Origin of the sequence: Eubacterium sp. AF34-35BH, from assembly GCF_003477765.1 — a bacterium.
Lineage (GTDB): Bacteria > Bacillota > Clostridia > Lachnospirales > Lachnospiraceae > Eubacterium_G.
In genome coordinates this window covers 14,856-32,601 of the sequence record NZ_QUDZ01000003.1, presented here as the reverse complement: position 1 = coordinate 32,601, position 17,746 = coordinate 14,856, and the positions used below count along the sequence as shown (strand labels likewise).

The following is a 17,746-nucleotide window of genomic DNA, read 5'->3' as shown; positions in this document are numbered from 1 at the left end:
AGGACAAGCTAAAGGATGAGGAAAATTATGTCAAAAGAAAATAAGTTTTTAAAGGACATGACAAAGGGCACACCTTGGAAATTGCTTTTGCAGTTTGCAGTACCTTTGTTTATTGGAAACATATTCCAGCAATTGTATAACATGGTGGATTCCATAATTGTTGGAAATTTTGTTGGTCCTAATGCGTTAGGCGCAATCGGAACAACAAACTCACTTAATTTTTTATTCTTTTCCTTAGTAGCAGGTTTATCTGTTGGAATAGGAATAATTGTCGCACAGTTTTTTGGCTCAAATAATGAAGAGAAGGTAAAAGACACAATAGGAAATGCAATATGGATTGTGCTTATAAGTTCAGTAATAATGGCTTGTATAGGCTTTTTTATAGCAAAACCGGTATTAGTGTTACTTAGAACAGATAAGGTTATTTTAGGTGACGCAACAGCTTATTTAAAAGTTACATCCATAGGTATTTGCTGTACAGGTTTATACAACGGAGTATCAAGTATACTTAGAGCCTTAGGAGACAGTAAAACACCTTTAATATTTTTAATATTTGCAAGTCTTGTTAATGTTGTGCTTGATTTGTGGTTTGTATTAGGACTTGGCTGGGGAGTTGTAGGCGCAGGTGTTGCCACAGCATTTTCACAGTTTTTATCAGCAGTTACATGTATTTTTTATGCATATAAGAGCAATACTTATTTTAGGCTAAAAAAGAAGAATTTAAAACTTAACAGTTATATTGTAGAGAAGAGTTTAAGACTGGGTATACCTGTAGCATTACAGAATTCATTAATAGCCTTTTCATTAATAGTATTACAGGCTATTGTTAATGGTTATGGAGCAACATTTACTACAGCTTTTACAGTTATTTCAAGAATAGAAACATTAGTTCAGCAGCCATTCATGTCACTAGGAGCAGCAGTTTCTACATATACAGGTCAGAATCTTGGTGCAGGAAAGACAGACAGAGTTGTGAAAGGATTTAATTCTTCAAATGTTATGAATGTAATATTTTCAGCAGTAGTCCTTGTTCTGTTTTGGACTTTCACATCACCAATTGTGTCAATATTCGGAAAAGATGCTGAAGTTTTACGGATAGCTTCAGATGGTCTTAGAATAACAAGTTGTTTCTATGTATTTTTAGGTCTCATTTATACAACACGAAATGTATTAAATGGTGCCGGGGATGCAATGTTTTCTCTTTTTACGGGCATAGTGGAATGTATAGGAAGAGTTGGATTTGCATATCCATTAACATTAATTCCATTTTTAGGTAGTTATGGTGTATTTGTTGCAACAGGAATTACATGGATGCTAAACGGGTTATTTAGTTTAATAAGATACAAACGTGGAAAGTGGAAAACTATTAATTTAGTTGTACATAATGAATAGAGTGTGAAGTTGGTTAAGGAGGCAGAATGTACGAAAATAAAGAAGAATTGGAAAAAGTAATTCTGGTGGCTGTTTCCACAGGTCATGAGGAAGATGCACAGGAATCATTAGATGAATTAGAAGAATTAGTAAGTACAGCCGGGGCTGTTGTAGTTGGAAGAGTTGTACAGAATCTTGAACATATAAATAATACAACCTATGTTGGAACAGGTAAAGTAAAGGAAATTAAAGATTTAATTTGGGAAACAGATGCAGATGCCATTGTATGTGACGATGAACTATCACCTGCCCAGTATAAGAACCTTGAAGATGAATTGGAAGTTAAGGTTATGGACAGAACCCTTATTATATTAGATATTTTCGCAGGTAGGGCAAAAACTGCTGAAGGTAAGATTCAGGTAGAATTGGCACAGCTTAGATACCGTTCAACAAGACTTATTGGTATGAGAAATCTATCAAGACAGGGTGGTGGAATCGGTACAAGAGGACCTGGTGAAAAGAAACTTGAAGTTGACAGACGTTTAATTAGAAACAGAATTTCACAGTTAAAAGAACAGGTTTCAGAAATGGAGAACCACAGACAGGTAACAAGGGCGAAACGTCAGGACAATCCTGTTCCGGTAGTTGCGATTGTAGGCTATACAAACGCAGGAAAATCAACACTTCTTAACACAGTAACAAACGCTGAAGTTTTAGAAGAGGATAAGCTTTTTGCAACCCTTGATCCAACAACAAGAAACTACAAATTACCGGATGGGCAGGAAGTGCTTTTGACAGATACAGTAGGTTTCATAAGAAAATTACCACACCACTTAATAGATGCTTTTAGAAGTACGTTAGAGGAAGCAAAATATTCTGACATTATTATTCATGTAGTGGATGCCTCTAATCCGTCAATGGATAAAAATGTTCACGCAGTGTACGAAACTCTCGATAACTTAGGTGTAAAAGACAAAACGATTATTACCGTTTTCAACAAAGAAGATAAGTTGGAAACAAAACCTATATTAAGAGATTTCAAGGCAGATTACGTTGTACATGGTGCCATTAAAAAGGGCATAGGAATTGATGACATAAACGAGGCAATTGAGAATGCAGTTAAGTCAATGCGTGTATTGTACGAAAACGTATTTACTTATGCCGAAGCAGGCAAGACAGGCCTTATTAGAAAATATGGTCAGTTACTTGAAGAAGAGTATAAAGAAGACGGTATACACGTAAAAGCATACGTGCCAACATCTTTAATTGGAAGATTAAATTGACAATGATATTTTTATATGGTATATTCTCAATAGTTTAGCATAGTAAAGCACTAACACACGAAAATGAAAGAAGAGGATAAATTATGAAAAAGAAAATAGCATTATTATTATCAGTGGTAATGGTAGCATCTTTATGCTTAGTTGGATGTGGTAGCAGTAAGAAGAGCGGAACAGACAGCAAGGTATATGCTGTAGAAGCAGGTTCAGCAGGTGAGCAGGCTGCAAAGGACAAAAAGTGGAAAACAAATGCAGTTTCATCACAGGCAGATGCTTTAATGGAAGTTAAGTCAGGTACATCTGATGCAGCTATTATTGATTTACTTATGGCTGGTGCAATGATTGGTGAAGGAACAAGCTATCCTGACCTTAAGTACACAGATAAGCTTACAACAGAAGAATATGGTGTTGGCTGTAGAAAAGATTCTGATTTAACAGATTACATTAACAACTTCTTCAAAGATACATATGCATCAGGCGAAATGGAAAAAACAGCAAAGAACTATGGTGTTCATGAAGCTATTTTAAAACAGGATAAGCCTGGTAAGTATGTTGAAGGTGATGATGTTAAATACATTAAGAAAAAAGGAACATTAATCGTTGGTATTACAGAATTTGAACCAATGGATTACAAAGATAAAGACGGTAATTGGATTGGATTTGATGCTGACATGGCATCACTTCTTGCAAAGAAATTAGGTGTTAAAGTTAAATTTGTTGTAATTGATTGGGATACAAAAGCAATGGAACTTAAGTCAAAGAACATTGATGTTGTATGGAATGGTATGACATTAACAGATGAAGTTAAGAACGCAATGAACTGTACAACTGCTTACTGCAACAATGCACAGGTAGTTGTTGTTCCATCAAAATAATATAAACAAATACTTTAAATATGTAGACTAATAAGGCAGGGAGAAAACTCTCTGCCTTATATATGCGTAAAAAGCTAAGGAGAAAATTTTATGTTTTGGGATGTAACAGAAACATTATTAAATGGACTTGGAACAACTTTTGAAATTTTTATTTTTACATTGTTGTTTTCTCTTCCATTGGGACTTATAGTTTCATTTGGAGCTATGAGTAAATTTAAACCACTTAGATATTTAGTACAGATATTTACTTGGATTATAAGAGGAACACCACTTATGCTTCAGTTAATTATTATTTTCTATGGTCCTGGTTTATGGTTAGGACATAATATTTGGAGCGGTGATGAATGGGGAAGAATTTCAGCTACAGTTGTTGCATTTACAATTAACTATGCATGTTATTTTTCAGTAATATTCAGAGGTGGTATCGAAGGTGTACCTGCAGGTCAAAGAGAAGCAGGACAGGTTTTAGGTATGACAAAATCACAGATTTTCTTTAAGATAACATTATTACAGATGATAAAGAGAATTGTGCCACCAATGTCAAATGAAATAATAACCTTAGTTAAGGATACATCATTGGCAAGAATTATTGCTGCATACGAATTAACATTTACAGGTTTTGCTTTTATGAAATCAGACGGTATTACATGGCCATTGTTCTACACAGGCGTGTTCTATTTGATTTTTGTTGGTATATTAACTTTATTATTTAACTACATAGAAAAGAAATTAGATTATTTTAAATAGGAGGTGCTATAAATGGCAATTTTGGAAGTAAAAAATATAGAAAAACATTTTGGTAGCACCAAAGTCTTAAAAGATATAAGTTTTGATTTAGAAGAGGGACAGACATTAGCAATAATTGGTTCTTCAGGTTCTGGAAAAACAACATTGCTTAGATGTTTGAATTTCCTTGAAACACCAAATCATGGAACTATTTCCGTAAAAGGTGAAAAGTTGTTTGATGCCTCATTACCTAGAGTTAAGAAGGATAAGGCATTAAGAGATAAAAGACTTCATTTTGGTATGGTTTTTCAATCATTTAATCTTTTTCCACAGTACACAGCATTAGAGAATGTTATGTTGGCACAAAAGCTTCTTGCAGAGGAAAGAGAAGATTACAAGAAAAATAAAAAAGAAATTTTGGCAGAAATTGAAAATCATGGAAAAGAACTTTTAAAGAAAATGGGTCTTGAAGACAGAATGGATCATTATCCACATCAGTTATCAGGTGGTCAGCAACAGAGAGTTGCCATAGCAAGAGCTTTGGCTTTGCAACCTGATATTTTATGCTTTGATGAGCCCACATCAGCTCTTGATCCTGAACTTACAGGAGAAGTTTTAAAAGTAATTAAGGGACTAGCAGAAGAAAAAACAACCATGGTCATTGTTACTCATGAAATGGCTTTCGCAAGAGATGTGGCAGACACGGTTGTATTTATGGACAAAGGTGTTATTGTTGAGCAGGGCGATGCAAAAGAAGTAATTAACAATCCTAAAGAAGAGAGAACTAAACAGTTCTTATTAAGATACAGTCAGGGATAAAAGGCTAAAAATTTTATATTTATTCATACGCAGGGAAAAGCTATTTTGAATTTGTATAGCTTTTCCTTTTTTACTTTTCTATTTATTAATTAAATTAAAAATGCTATACTTGTTTAAGATTTTTAAAAACAGGAGGATTCAATGAGTTACGCAGATAAAATATTTGTAAATATGTGTAGAGACATTTTAGATAACGGAACAGATACAAAAGGTGAGAAAGTACGTGCAAAGTGGGATGATGGTTCATTTGCATATACAATAAAGAAATTTGGTGTTGTAAACAGATATGATTTAAAGAAGGAATTCCCGGCTTTGACTCTTAGAAAAACAGGTTTTAAAAACTGTGTTGACGAGTTACTTTGGATTTGGCAGAAAAAGTCCAATAATGTTAATGACTTAAACAGCCATATTTGGGATGCATGGGCTGACGAAACAGGCTCAATTGGAAAAGCTTACGGCTACCAGATGTCGGTTAAACATCATTATCCTGAAGGAGACATGGATCAGGTTGACAGAGTGTTATACGACTTAAAAAACAATCCTTACAGTAGAAGAATCATGACAAACATTTATGTACATCAGGATTTATCAGAAATGAATTTATACCCATGTGCATATAGTATGACGTTTAATGTAACAAAGAATAAGGAAACTGGAAAACTTATTTTAAACGGAATACTTAATCAGCGTTCACAGGATGTTTTAACAGCAAACAACTGGAATGTGTGTCAGTATGCAGCTTTGTTACATATGTTTGCTCAGGTCAATGACATGGAGGTTGGAGAGTTTGTACATGTTATTGCTGATGCGCATATTTATGATAAACATGTAGATTTAGTTGAGGAATTAATTACAAGAAAACAGTATCCGGCACCAAAACTTTGGATTAATCCTGAAATCAAAAACTTTTATGATTTTACAGTAGATGATATAAAACTATTGGATTATGAACATGGTGAGCAGATTAAAATTCCTGTAGCAGTTTAGAATAATGCTACGGGTGAGGGTTAAGAAGTTTTAACGTAATGTAGTAGCGTGGATTATGGATTTGTGAAAATAATAGTTAGTTATTTAACCGATTTATTATTTTCGGATTGACGAGAAAGGAATCTTTGCAAAGATTAAGGTGAAACATGAATTTAATAGTAGCAGTAGATAAGAACTGGGCAATTGGAAACAACAATGAATTATTAGTTAGCATACCCGATGACATGAAGTTCTTTAGAGAACATACAACAGGAAATGTTATAATTATGGGTAAGAAAACATTAGAAAGCTTTCCAGGAAAAAGACCACTTAAGAATAGAGTAAACATTGTAATAACAAAGAATCAGAACTATAAGGTTGATGGTGCAATTGTTGTACATTCTATTGAAGAGGCAGTTGAAAAAGCAAAAGGATATAATGAAGATGTGTATGTTATAGGTGGTGGCTCAATTTATAAGCAAATGCTACCATACTGTGATACAGCCTATGTAACATACATTGATCATCAGTATGCGGCAGATACATTTATTCCAAATTTAGATGAAATGACTGACCAGTGGGAGTTGGCAGAAGAAAGTGATGAGAACACTTATTTTGATTTGGAATATTATTTTAGAACATATAAAAGAAAATAAGAATATTTGAATATTGAATAGAAATATTTGAATGTAATATAAAAGAAGTTGTGGCTTATGTACCGACCCCCAAAAGTTAGACCTAAAAGTCTAACTTTTTGGGGTCACATCATTATTATTTTTTAGACACAGCTTCTTTTTTGACTTCGTTAGTGGAGATAGTGAAAAAAAGTGATTACGCTCAAATAGGAGAGGTATGTTCATGGCAAGGAGAAAAAAATCCGTTTGCATTAACATAGTAATGATATTGTCTATATTGTTTAGTACAAACAATCAGGCGTATGCAAATAATACAGAAAATGAAATTACAAACATTGCACAGATTTATAGTTCAACTGACACAGAGGAAAAGCGGATATATGAAAATGTTGTCATAAAACATTAAGTAATCCATATAATGTATAGATTAAAAAAGTATGGAAAAAGTATATGCTTATAAAAATGCAGGTAAATTCAGGAGATATAGGTGAATTACAAATAAATGTAGTTGACAGTAATAATGTGCCAATAAAAGATGCAAGGGTAATAATTAGCAGAAAAACAAATGAGAATGAACCGCTAGATAATGAGACAACACAATTAGAGCAATTATCAACGGATTCTTCAGGTCAGACAGAAGTAGTAGACTTAGATGCCCCACCTTTAGAGTACAGTTTGGATGAAAATAATGATAATATGCCTTATGCCAATTATAATGTTGAGGTAGATGCACCGGGATATGAGTCGGAAAATATTGATAACGTTGAAATATTGCCAAGGTCTTTGGCAATACAAAATGTAAAACTTGAAAAGGTTCAAGGCGAAGAAACTGAAAATATAATTATTCCACCGCACACTCTTTATTATGAGTATCCGGCAAAAATTCCTGAAGATGACATAAAGGATGTAAATGAGCCGGGAGAAATCGTATTAAGCAGAGTGGTTGTGCCTGAATATATTGTTGTACATGATGGTACACCAAGTAGTAATGCAAGAGACTATTATGTAACTTATAAGGATTACATTAAGAATGTGGCTTCGTCAGAAATATATGCTACATGGCCAAGAGCAACCTTAGAAGCTAATATTTTGGCAATTATGTCATTTACATTAAATAGAGTGTATACGGAATGGTACAGAAACAAAGGTTACGATTTTACAATTACATCTTCCACAGCCTATGATCAAAAATGGATTAATGGCAGAAATATTTTCGAATCAATTAGTGTTGTAGTTGATAGTATATTTGATCAATATTTATCGTTTCCTGATGTGAGACAGCCAATACTTACACAGTATTGTGATGGTAGAAGAGTAACCTGTCCTAACTGGCTAAGTCAATGGGGCTCATGCAATTTAGGAGAACAGGGGTATTCAGCATTGGAAATAATCCGTAATTATTATGGTAGTGAAATGTATATTAATACAGCAGAACAAATATCAGGTATACCTGCTTCATGGCCTGGATATGATTTAACAATAGGTAGTAGAGGACAGAAAGTTCAGCAGATACAGGAGCAGTTAAATACAATCGGAAAAGTGTATACAGCCATTGGAAATGTAAATGTAGATGGTATTTACGGTGAAGACACCCAAAGAGCCGTAAGAAACTTCCAAAAAATATTTGACTTGCCACAAACAGGCATAATTGATTTTGCAACCTGGTATAAAATATCACAAATATATGTGGGCATAACAAGGATTGCAGAAGGAATTCCACGTTAAAATGTAAATTTATAAAATTTTTTGAAAAAATATGCATTCTAAGGAGTGCATATTTTTTCATTTCTGCTATAATAAAAAATTAAGAGAAAAATCAGAGATTGACGAATAGAATTAAAAAATGTTGGCAAACATATTGAAAGAAATGTCGATATTTGATATAATCTTGTAAGTTTAGGCAAAAATACTAAAACAAACGAAAGGAAAAACATTTATGAACGCATTTCTTATCTTAGAAGACGGTACAGTTTTCGAAGGAAAATCAATTGGTAGCAAAAAAGAAATTATTAGTGAAATCGTGTTTAACACATCCATGTGGGGTTATTTAGAAGTATTGACTGATCCATCATACGCAGGACAGGCAGTATGTATGACTTACCCACTTCAGGGAAATTATGGTATATGTCATGAGGATATGGAATCATTACATCCTTGGCCGGATGCTTACATAGTACATGAATTAAGCAGAATGCCAAGCAACTTCAGAAGTGATGATACAATTCAGAATTTCTTAGTTGAAAATGACATACCGGGAATTTCAGGTATTGATACAAGAGCACTTACAAAGATTCTTAGAGAAAAAGGTACCATGAATGGTATGATTACAACAAACGAAAATTATAACTTAGACGAAGTATTACCTAAGATTAAGGAATACAAAGTAACAGGAGTTGTAAAGAAAGTTTCATGTAAGGAAAAGAAAATGCTTAAAGGTGATAAGTACAATGTGGCTTTACTTGATATTGGAGCAAAAAATAACATTGCAGAATCATTAAATAAGAGAGGCTGTAATGTAACAGTTTTACCATGTGATACATCAGCAGAAGAAATTATTGCAATGAATCCTGACGGTATTATGTTATCCAACGGACCGGGAGATCCAAAAGAATGCGTTTATCAAATTGAACAGATAAAGAAATTATATAATTCAGACATTCCAATTTTTGCAATTTGTTTAGGTCATCAGCTTATGGCACTTGCAACAGGAGCTGATACAAAGAAAATGAAATATGGCCATAGAGGTGGAAATCATCCTGTAAAGGATTTAGATTCAGGTCATGTTTATATTTCATCACAGAACCATGGATATATGGTTGACGGAGATACAGTTAATCCTGAAATTGCAAAAGTTGCATTTGTAAATGTAAATGACAAGACAGTTGAAGGTTTAAGATACAAAAACAAAAACATATTTACAGTTCAGTTCCATCCGGAAGCTTGCCCGGGACCACAGGACTCAGACAGACTATTTGATGAATTTATTGAAATGATGGAGGTGAAGAAGAATGCCTAGAGATTTAAGCATAAAGAAAGTTTTAGTAATAGGTTCAGGTCCTATTGTAATAGGACAGGCAGCAGAGTTTGACTATGCCGGAACACAGGCATGTCGTTCTCTTAAAGAAGAAGGTATTGAGGTAGTATTATTAAACTCAAACCCTGCTACAATTATGACAGATAAGGATATTGCAGATGAAGTTTATATTGAACCATTAACAGTACCTGTTTTAAAGAAGATTATTCAGAAAGAAAAACCGGACAGCATTCTTCCAACTCTTGGTGGTCAGGCAGGACTTAACCTTGCAATGGAAATTGCTGAAACAGGATTTTTAGAAGAAAATAACTGTAGATTAATTGGTACAACTTCAGAAACAATTAAGAAGGCAGAAGACCGTTTGGAATTTAAGGAAACTATGGAGAAGATTAATGAGCCATGTGCCCCATCTCTTGTAGTTGAAACAGTTGAAGACGGTATTGAATTTGCTAATAAGATTGGTTACCCTGTTGTACTTCGTCCCGCATATACACTTGGTGGTAGTGGCGGTGGTATCGCTAACAACCAGCATGAATTAGTGGAAATCCTTGAGAATGGTTTAAGACTTAGCCGTGTAGGACAGGTTTTAGTAGAAAGATGTATTGCAGGTTGGAAAGAAGTTGAATACGAAGTGATGAGAGACTCAGCCGGCAACTGTATTACAGTATGTAATATGGAAAATATTGATCCTGTTGGCGTTCATACAGGTGACAGTATAGTAGTTGCTCCATCACAGACATTAGGTGATAAGGAACATCAGATGCTTCGTACATCAGCACTTAACATTATTAACGAATTAAACATTACAGGTGGATGTAACGTACAGTATGCACTTCATCCTGAAAGTTTTGAATATTGTGTAATTGAGGTAAACCCTCGTGTTAGCCGTTCATCAGCATTAGCTTCAAAGGCTACAGGTTATCCAATTGCAAAGGTTGCAGCAAAGATTGCGTTAGGTTATACATTAGATGAAATCAAGAATGCAATTACAAAGAAAACATATGCAAGTTTTGAACCTACACTTGATTACTGTGTAGTTAAGATCCCAAGACTTCCATTTGATAAATTTATTACAGCGAGTAGAAAATTAACAACTCAGATGAAAGCTACCGGTGAAGTCATGAGTATTTGCAATAACTTTGAAGGTGCATTAATGAAAGCTATCAGATCACTTGAACAGCATGTTGAATGTTTAATGGATTATGATTTTACAGAATTAAACGATGACGAATTAGAAGATATGCTTCACAAAGTAGATGATAGAAGAATCTGGGTTATTGCAGAAGCTTTAAGACGTGGTGTAAGTTACGACCATATACATGACATTACAAAGATTGACAAGTGGTTTATTGACAAACTTGCAATTATCGTAGAAATGGAAAATGCGTTAAAGACTCAGCCACTTACAGCAGAATTATTAAAAGAAGCTAAGAGAATTGAATTCCCTGATACAGTTATCAGCAGACTTACAGGAAAGAGCGCAGATGAAATTAAACAGATGCGTTATGATAACAATATTGTTGCAGCATATAAGATGGTTGATACATGTGCGGCAGAATTTGAAGCTGAAACACCATACTATTATTCAGTATACGGTGGAGAAGATGAAGCAATTGAAACAAAACCACAGAAGAAGGTTCTTGTTTTGGGTTCAGGTCCAATCCGTATTGGACAGGGTATTGAATTTGACTTCTGTTCAGTTCATTGTACATGGTCATTTAAAGAAGAGGGTTATGAAACAATTATTGTAAATAACAATCCTGAAACAGTATCAACAGACTTTGATATTGCTGATAAACTTTACTTTGAACCATTAACACCTGAAGATGTTGAAAATATTGTAAACATTGAAAAGCCTGATGGGGCAGTTGTACAGTTCGGTGGTCAGACAGCTATTAAGTTAACAGAAGCTCTTATGAAGATGGGAGTTCCAATTTTAGGTACAGATGCAAAAGATGTAGACGCTGCAGAAGATAGAGAATTATTTGATGAAATTCTTGAACAGTGTGGAATCCCAAGACCTACAGGTGGTACTGTATTTACAGCAGAAGAAGCAAAAGAAGTTGCAAACAAATTAGGTTATCCTGTATTAGTAAGACCTTCTTATGTACTTGGTGGTCAGGGTATGCAGATTGCAACATGTGATGAAGAAGTTGAAGAATTCATGGAAATCATCAACAGAATCGCACAGGATCATCCTATTTTAGTAGATAAATATTTACAGGGAACAGAAGTAGAAGTTGATGCTATCTGTGACGGAGAAGATATTTTAATTCCTGGTGTAATGGAACATATTGAAAGAGCCGGAGTTCACTCAGGTGACAGTATTTCAGTATATCCTGCATACACATTATCACAGGATATTATTGATACAATTGAAGATTATACAAAGAAACTTGCAATGTCACTTCATGTAAAAGGTATGATTAACATTCAGTTTATTGTATGTGACGGACAGGTTTATGTAATAGAAGTTAATCCACGTTCATCAAGAACAGTTCCATACATTAGTAAGGTTACAGGTATACCAATTGTAAAACTTGCTACAAAATGTATTATTGGACACAAGATTAAAGAACTTGGATATACACCTGGCTTACAGCCAAAGGCTGATTACTATGCAATTAAGATGCCTGTATTCTCATTTGAAAAGATTAGAGGAGCAGAAACAAGCTTAGGACCTGAAATGAAATCAACAGGTGAATGTTTAGGAATAGCCAAGACATTTAACGAAGCTTTATACAAAGCATTCTTAGGTGCAGGTGTAGTTCTTCCAAAACATAAGAAGATTATTATGTCAGTAAAAGATGCTGACAAGCAGGAAATTATTCCATTGGCTAAGCGTTTTGAAAAATTGGGATACGAGATTTACGCTACAAGAAGCACAGCAGATGTTTTAAGAAAAAATGGAGTAGATGCAATTAAGGTTAATAAGATTCACCAGGAAGCTCCTACAGTAATGGACTTATTACTTGAGCATAAGATTGACATTGTTGTTGATACACCAACTCAGGGACGTGATAAGAGTAGAGATGGATTCTTAATCAGACGTACATCAATCGAAACAGGTGTAAACTGCTTTACAAGTTTGGATACAGTAGATGCTTTACTTACAAGCTTAGAAAGCGATGCAAAAGAAAATCTTACATTAGTAGATATTGCTACTTTATAAGAGGCTTAAGATTGGAGAGAAGCACATCCGGAAAGGTGTGCTATATGGACAAAATAATAAATACGGTAGTTGGAGGACGATATTATGTATTGGAGAACATAGGAACCGGAGGTAGTTCCTGTGTGTATAAGGTTAAAGATGTTTATACTTCAAAAATGTTTGCCTTGAAACAGTACATAACATCAGATCCTGCCAACAGAGAAAAATTATTGGAAGGAATGGAAAAAGAACTTAATGCGCTTAAGCATTGTAGTCATCCGGTCCTTCCAAAAATTTTTAATTTAATAAAAGAAGATGGAAGATTCTATCTGATTATGGAGTATGTAGAAGGTATAAACTTAGATAACTATGTGAAAATCAATGGTTGCATGAACAGAAAACAACTTGCCAATGTGGCAGAACAGTTGTGTAGTGGGCTATATTATTTGCATTCCTTAGAGAAACCTATTATTTACAGAGATTTGAAACCGTCTAATATTATTATGAAAAAAGATGGCAGAATCAAGTTAATAGATTTTGGAATTTCTAAACGATATAGTGTTGATGCTGTTGATTATGTAGCTTTAGGAAGTGTGGGATTTGCCGCACCTGAACAATATGGAGACTGTAAAGGTATTAGTTTGTATAATACAGACATTCGAACAGATATATACGGTATAGGAACAACGTTATATTTTTTGCGCACAAAGAAAAAATATAATAACAAAATAAAATCTTTTAGAGTTAATGGTAAGTTAAGAAAGATAATAAAGAAATGTACAAAAATTAACCCAAAAGACAGATATCAAAACTGTATTGACCTTCTATGCGACATTAAAAAACTTGCATAATATACAAAAATATTTTATCCTTAATAATATGTAAGAGAGTCGTTATAATTGATAATCACAAAATTAATTTCATGGCAGTTATGTTATGGAAATTTTAATGATGGAATTGAAAGGAAAGCGAGGAAATATGAGTTACGATGATATTAAAAAGTTATTAGAGGAAAATAATCAGGAGCAGTTATTAAAGTATTATAATGAACTAAGCGATACTCAAAAAGCAAATTTATTAGATCAGATTAGTAAGCTTGATTTTAGTTTAATTGATTTAATTAAAAATAAAGATCATTGTGGAGATAAAGGTGTTATCACACCATTAGATGATGCTGTTTCCATTAAGGACATAGAGGAAAACAGAGAAAAGTTTACTGCTGTAGGTGCAGATGCAATTAAAAAAGGAAAAGTTGCAGCACTTCTTTTAGCAGGTGGTATGGGAACAAGACTTGGTTCAGATAAGCCAAAGGGCATGTACAACATTGGTGAAACAAAAGATGTTTATATTTTTGAAATGCTTATTAGAAATTTAATGGATGTTGTAAATGAAACAGGTGCTTGGGTTCCTTTATATGTTATGACAAGTGAAAAGAACAATGATGATACAATTAATTTCTTTAAAGAGATGAATTATTTTGGGTATAATCCTGATTTTGTTGATTTCTTTATTCAGGAAATGGCACCGGCAGCGTCTTTTGATGGGAAGATTTATCTTGAAGGAAAAGACAGAGTATCAACTTCACCCAATGGCAATGGTGGTTGGTTTATTTCTTTTGTTAAATCAGGTTTATGTAAAAAGGCAAAAGAAATAGGTGTAGAATATATTAATATTTTTGCTGTTGATAATGTTTGTCAGAGAATGGCTGATCCTTGTTTTGTAGGTGCTATGATTGACGGCGGCTACCGCTCAGCAGCTAAGGTTGTATCAAAGGCAAACCCTGAGGAAAAAGTAGGCGTGCTTTGTTTAGAAGATGGAAAACCATCAATAGTTGAATATTATGAACTTACAGAAGATATGCGCTATGAAACATTGGATAATGGTGAGTTGGCATATAAGTATGGTGTAATATTAAACTATTTATTTAATATAGAAGATTTAGAAACGAATCTTGAAAACAATTTATCAGTTCATATTGTAAAGAAGAAAATTCCATACATAAATGAGAACGGTGAATTAGTTAAACCTGAAACAGAAAATGGTTACAAGTTTGAAACTCTTGTTTTAGATATGATTCACATGATGGATAACTGTCTTGCCTATGAAGTGGTAAGAGAAAAAGAATTTGCCCCTATTAAAAACAAAACAGGTGTGGATTCAGTAGACACTGCAAAAGAGTTATTAAAATTAAATGGTGTTGAATTATAAAATATAATTAAATACATAAAGAATGGAGAGCATAATGAAAAAGTTACTGGAACTAATAACAGAGGAATTTGAAAAAGCATTTGAAAAATGTGATTATGATAAAAAATTAGGAAAAGTTAGTGTTTCTAACAGACCTGATCTTTGCGAATATCAGTGCAATGGTGCCATGGCCGGTGCAAAATTATACCATAAAGCGCCTATTATGATTGCAAATGATGTTGTTGAAGCAATTGGAAATAATGGCATGTTCAAATCAGTGGAAGCTGTAAATCCCGGATTTATTAATATTAATTTGAATAGCGACTTTTTAGCAAAATATTTAAATGAAATGAATTTGGCAGATAAGCTTGGAATAGAAAATGACAATATTGAAACAGTTGTAGTTGATTACGGTGGAGCAAATGTTGCAAAACCACTTCACATTGGTCATTTACGTTCAGCAGTTATTGGTGAAAGTGTAAAAAGAATTTCAAAGTACATGGGAAATAAAGTTATTGGAGATGTTCACTTAGGGGACTGGGGACTTCAGATGGGACTTATTATTACTGAGTTACAGGAACGTAAGCCGGACTTACCATATTTTGATGAAAGCTTTACAGGAGAATATCCAAGTGAAGCACCATTTACAATTTCTGAATTAGAAGAAATTTATCCATGTGCAAGTAAGAAATCAAAAGAAGATGCTGCTTTTAAGGAAAAAGCCCATGAAGCAACATTAAAACTTCAAAGTGGATATGCTCCATACACAGCACTTTGGAAACATATTATGAATGTTTCAAAAATTGATTTAAAGAAGAACTATGATAACTTAAATGTTGAATTTGATTTATGGAAAGGTGAAAGCGATGCTCAGCCTTACATACCTGGATTAATTCAGGATTTAATTGATAAGGGATTAGCATATGAAAGTCAGGGAGCTTTAGTTGTTGACATTGCAGAAGAAGGAGACAGCAAAGAACTTCCTCCATGTATAGTTAGAAAGTCAGATGGAGCAGCTTTATATGCAACATCAGATATCGCAACTTTAGTTCAAAGAGAACAGGACTTCCAGCCAAATAAGTATGTTTATTTAGCAGACAAGAGACAGGATTTGCACTATACACAGTTCTTTAGAGTTGCTAAGAAGGCAGGCATTGTTAAACCTGAAACAGAATTGAAATTTATTGGTTTTGGTACAATGAATGGCTCAGACGGTAAGCCTTTTAAGACTCGTGAAGGTGGCGTAATGCGCCTTGAAAATCTTATTTCACAGATTAACGAAGCTGTTTATAATAAGATTATGGAAAACCGTTCAGTAAGCGAAGAAGAAGCCAGAGAAACTGCAAAAATTGTAGGTTTGGCAGCTTTAAAATATGGTGATTTGTCAAATCAGGCATCAAAAGATTATGTTTTTGATATTGATAGATTTGCTTCTTTTGAAGGAAACACAGGTCCATATATTTTATATACAATTGTTCGTATTAAATCAATTATCGAAAAATACAAAGAAGAAGGAAAGACAGTAGATAATCTTTCTATTATTGATACAGATAATGATGAACAGTTACAGTTAATGCTTGAAATTGCCAAGGCAAATGAAGTAATTGAAAATGCAGCTAAGGAATTAGCCCCACACAAGATTTGTTCATATATTTATGATTTATCAAATGCATTTAACAGATTTTATCATGGAACAAAGATTCTTTCTGAAGCAGATGAAAAGAAGAAAGAAGGTTATATTGCATTAATTAATATGGCAAAGAAAGTATTAGAGACAGGTATTGATTTACTTGGTTTCTCAGCACCAGAGAAAATGTAATGTTTATACATTACTTTTTCATAAATTTTATATTTTTAATATTTTTTATGGTTATATTTATAACCTTATTATCCAACAGGATTTATTTCTAAGAAACGGTGTTTCTTAAAAAAGGCATCACTTAGTTGTTTTAGCTAAGTGGTGCCTTTGTTGTTGTGTTTATAGACGACTTTCTAATATATATAATTTCTTGACTTTTTTATCCCGGAAAATAAATAATTCGCTGCTATCTTCCTGAGATTTGTAATATGTTAAACAATTATTGTAATCAGGTCGCATATTTCAACTTTTATTTCATCAAGAAAAGAATTAGAAGCTTCTTTCATAGAAGAACTTAAAGACCGGATAGCTTATTAACTATCCGGTCTTTATAAACTGTTTAATAGTTATCTACTAGCTGTTTATTTAGTAGTAGTCTGTTCTGTAGTTGCTACAGTAGTAGTCTGTGTAGCACTGTTGTTAGTTGTTCCCTTTACATTTGAATCACCGTTCTGAACAAGAGCGTTTCTAATGCTTTCAAGCTGGCTCTTAGATAATTCAGTGTGTGATGTAGTTGTTGCAGGTGTATAAAGACCTGTTGTAACTGCAATTGAATAACCCATGTATCCTATAAAAATAATTGCCACTAATGTAGTTACAACATAAGCTGCGATTTTCTTCACGTTTCTTTTCTTTGTGGCATGTTTTCTGTTGTACTTTTCCTGTTTGTACTTGTCTACTTTTTCTTGACTCATTTTTATGTACCTCTCAAAAATTTAATATTAGATAATTCAGAAAAATCACTGGATGTAAGCGATAGTCAATTCTGTCTTATCATTGGTTTAAATATAATGAATACAATCAAAATCGTTTTCATTTTCCGAAACCAAAACACTATTAAATT

General features: G+C 33.5%; 15 protein-coding genes. 14 read left to right on the top strand and 1 reads right to left on the bottom strand.

The features are described 5' to 3' along the window. Positions 1 to 27 precede the first annotated feature (27 nt). From DWZ69_RS03820 to argS, 14 genes are all read left to right on the top strand, one after another. Positions 28 to 1,392 carry an MATE family efflux transporter gene (locus DWZ69_RS03820; protein WP_243002563.1) on the top strand — a complete coding sequence of 455 codons (1,365 nt, stop codon included), beginning with the start codon at positions 28 to 30 and terminating at the stop codon, positions 1,390 to 1,392. Between the two features lie 26 nt (positions 1,393 to 1,418). Continuing rightward, a complete protein-coding gene (gene hflX, locus DWZ69_RS03815) occupies positions 1,419 to 2,654 on the top strand; it encodes a GTPase HflX (protein ID WP_117998964.1) in 1,236 nt (411 codons plus the stop codon). 83 nt (positions 2,655 to 2,737) lie between these two features. Next, complete coding sequence (locus tag DWZ69_RS03810; RefSeq protein ID WP_118436215.1) at positions 2,738 to 3,526, top strand: transporter substrate-binding domain-containing protein; 789 nt, start codon at positions 2,738 to 2,740, stop codon at positions 3,524 to 3,526. Positions 3,527 to 3,616: 90 nt separating this feature from the next. Continuing rightward, positions 3,617 to 4,273 (top strand): amino acid ABC transporter permease, encoded by a 657-nt coding sequence (locus DWZ69_RS03805; RefSeq protein WP_022165950.1) that lies wholly within the window; start codon positions 3,617 to 3,619, stop codon positions 4,271 to 4,273. Between the two features lie 12 nt (positions 4,274 to 4,285). Continuing rightward, complete coding sequence (locus DWZ69_RS03800) at positions 4,286 to 5,071, top strand: amino acid ABC transporter ATP-binding protein (RefSeq protein WP_118436213.1); 786 nt, start codon at positions 4,286 to 4,288, stop codon at positions 5,069 to 5,071. A gap of 141 nt (positions 5,072 to 5,212) precedes the next feature. Continuing rightward, positions 5,213 to 6,058, top strand: coding sequence for a thymidylate synthase (thyA, locus tag DWZ69_RS03795; protein WP_022165952.1), 846 nt, complete (start codon positions 5,213 to 5,215; stop codon positions 6,056 to 6,058). 146 nt (positions 6,059 to 6,204) lie between these two features. Further along, positions 6,205 to 6,693: a dihydrofolate reductase gene (locus DWZ69_RS03790; RefSeq protein WP_022165953.1), complete on the top strand. Its 489-nt coding sequence runs from the start codon at positions 6,205 to 6,207 to the stop codon at positions 6,691 to 6,693. Positions 6,694 to 6,895: 202 nt separating this feature from the next. Further along, positions 6,896 to 7,078: a hypothetical protein gene (locus DWZ69_RS03785; RefSeq protein ID WP_117998967.1), complete on the top strand. Its 183-nt coding sequence runs from the start codon at positions 6,896 to 6,898 to the stop codon at positions 7,076 to 7,078. A gap of 44 nt (positions 7,079 to 7,122) precedes the next feature. Next, complete coding sequence (locus tag DWZ69_RS03780) at positions 7,123 to 8,397, top strand: peptidoglycan-binding protein (protein ID WP_117998968.1); 1,275 nt, start codon at positions 7,123 to 7,125, stop codon at positions 8,395 to 8,397. Positions 8,398 to 8,608: 211 nt separating this feature from the next. Then, a complete protein-coding gene (locus DWZ69_RS03775; protein WP_117998969.1) occupies positions 8,609 to 9,688 on the top strand; it encodes a carbamoyl phosphate synthase small subunit in 1,080 nt (359 codons plus the stop codon). Next, positions 9,681 to 12,878, top strand: coding sequence for a carbamoyl-phosphate synthase large subunit (gene carB / locus DWZ69_RS03770; RefSeq protein ID WP_117998970.1), 3,198 nt, complete (start codon positions 9,681 to 9,683; stop codon positions 12,876 to 12,878). Before DWZ69_RS03775 ends, carB begins: the two co-directional genes overlap by 8 nt. 44 nt (positions 12,879 to 12,922) lie before the next feature. Next, positions 12,923 to 13,708, top strand: a complete 786-nt coding sequence (locus DWZ69_RS03765) for a serine/threonine-protein kinase (RefSeq protein WP_147364255.1) — start codon at positions 12,923 to 12,925, stop codon at positions 13,706 to 13,708. Between the two features lie 85 nt (positions 13,709 to 13,793). Then, entirely contained in the window at positions 13,794 to 15,065 is a 1,272-nt protein-coding gene (locus DWZ69_RS03760) for a UTP--glucose-1-phosphate uridylyltransferase (protein WP_347475017.1), read from the top strand. 34 nt (positions 15,066 to 15,099) lie between these two features. Beyond that, complete coding sequence (gene argS / locus DWZ69_RS03755) at positions 15,100 to 16,863, top strand: arginine--tRNA ligase (protein WP_022165435.1); 1,764 nt, start codon at positions 15,100 to 15,102, stop codon at positions 16,861 to 16,863. Between the two features lie 401 nt (positions 16,864 to 17,264). Here argS and DWZ69_RS03750 read toward each other — a convergent pair whose 3' ends face one another. After that, positions 17,265 to 17,597: a hypothetical protein gene (locus DWZ69_RS03750; RefSeq protein ID WP_117998972.1), complete on the bottom strand. Its 333-nt coding sequence runs from the start codon at positions 17,595 to 17,597 to the stop codon at positions 17,265 to 17,267. Positions 17,598 to 17,746 lie beyond the last annotated feature (149 nt).

Bases quoted from the DNA above. Each gene is read 5' to 3' on its own strand.
- DWZ69_RS03760 (WP_347475017.1), top strand. From the start codon at position 13,794: ATGGAAATTTTAATGATGGAATTGAAAGGAAAGCGAGGAAATATGAGT.
- thyA (WP_022165952.1), top strand. From the start codon at position 5,213: ATGAGTTACGCAGATAAAATATTTGTAAATATGTGTAGAGACATTTTA.
- DWZ69_RS03800 (WP_118436213.1), top strand. From the start codon at position 4,286: ATGGCAATTTTGGAAGTAAAAAATATAGAAAAACATTTTGGTAGCACC.
- DWZ69_RS03775 (WP_117998969.1), top strand. From the start codon at position 8,609: ATGAACGCATTTCTTATCTTAGAAGACGGTACAGTTTTCGAAGGAAAA.
- hflX (WP_117998964.1), top strand. From the start codon at position 1,419: ATGTACGAAAATAAAGAAGAATTGGAAAAAGTAATTCTGGTGGCTGTT.
- DWZ69_RS03750 (WP_117998972.1), bottom strand. From the start codon at position 17,597: ATGAGTCAAGAAAAAGTAGACAAGTACAAACAGGAAAAGTACAACAGA.
- argS (WP_022165435.1), top strand. From the start codon at position 15,100: ATGAAAAAGTTACTGGAACTAATAACAGAGGAATTTGAAAAAGCATTT.
- DWZ69_RS03810 (WP_118436215.1), top strand. From the start codon at position 2,738: ATGAAAAAGAAAATAGCATTATTATTATCAGTGGTAATGGTAGCATCT.
- DWZ69_RS03805 (WP_022165950.1), top strand. From the start codon at position 3,617: ATGTTTTGGGATGTAACAGAAACATTATTAAATGGACTTGGAACAACT.
- DWZ69_RS03790 (WP_022165953.1), top strand. From the start codon at position 6,205: ATGAATTTAATAGTAGCAGTAGATAAGAACTGGGCAATTGGAAACAAC.
- DWZ69_RS03780 (WP_117998968.1), top strand. From the start codon at position 7,123: ATGCTTATAAAAATGCAGGTAAATTCAGGAGATATAGGTGAATTACAA.
- DWZ69_RS03785 (WP_117998967.1), top strand. From the start codon at position 6,896: ATGGCAAGGAGAAAAAAATCCGTTTGCATTAACATAGTAATGATATTG.
- DWZ69_RS03765 (WP_147364255.1), top strand. From the start codon at position 12,923: ATGGACAAAATAATAAATACGGTAGTTGGAGGACGATATTATGTATTG.
- carB (WP_117998970.1), top strand. From the start codon at position 9,681: ATGCCTAGAGATTTAAGCATAAAGAAAGTTTTAGTAATAGGTTCAGGT.
- DWZ69_RS03820 (WP_243002563.1), top strand. From the start codon at position 28: ATGTCAAAAGAAAATAAGTTTTTAAAGGACATGACAAAGGGCACACCT.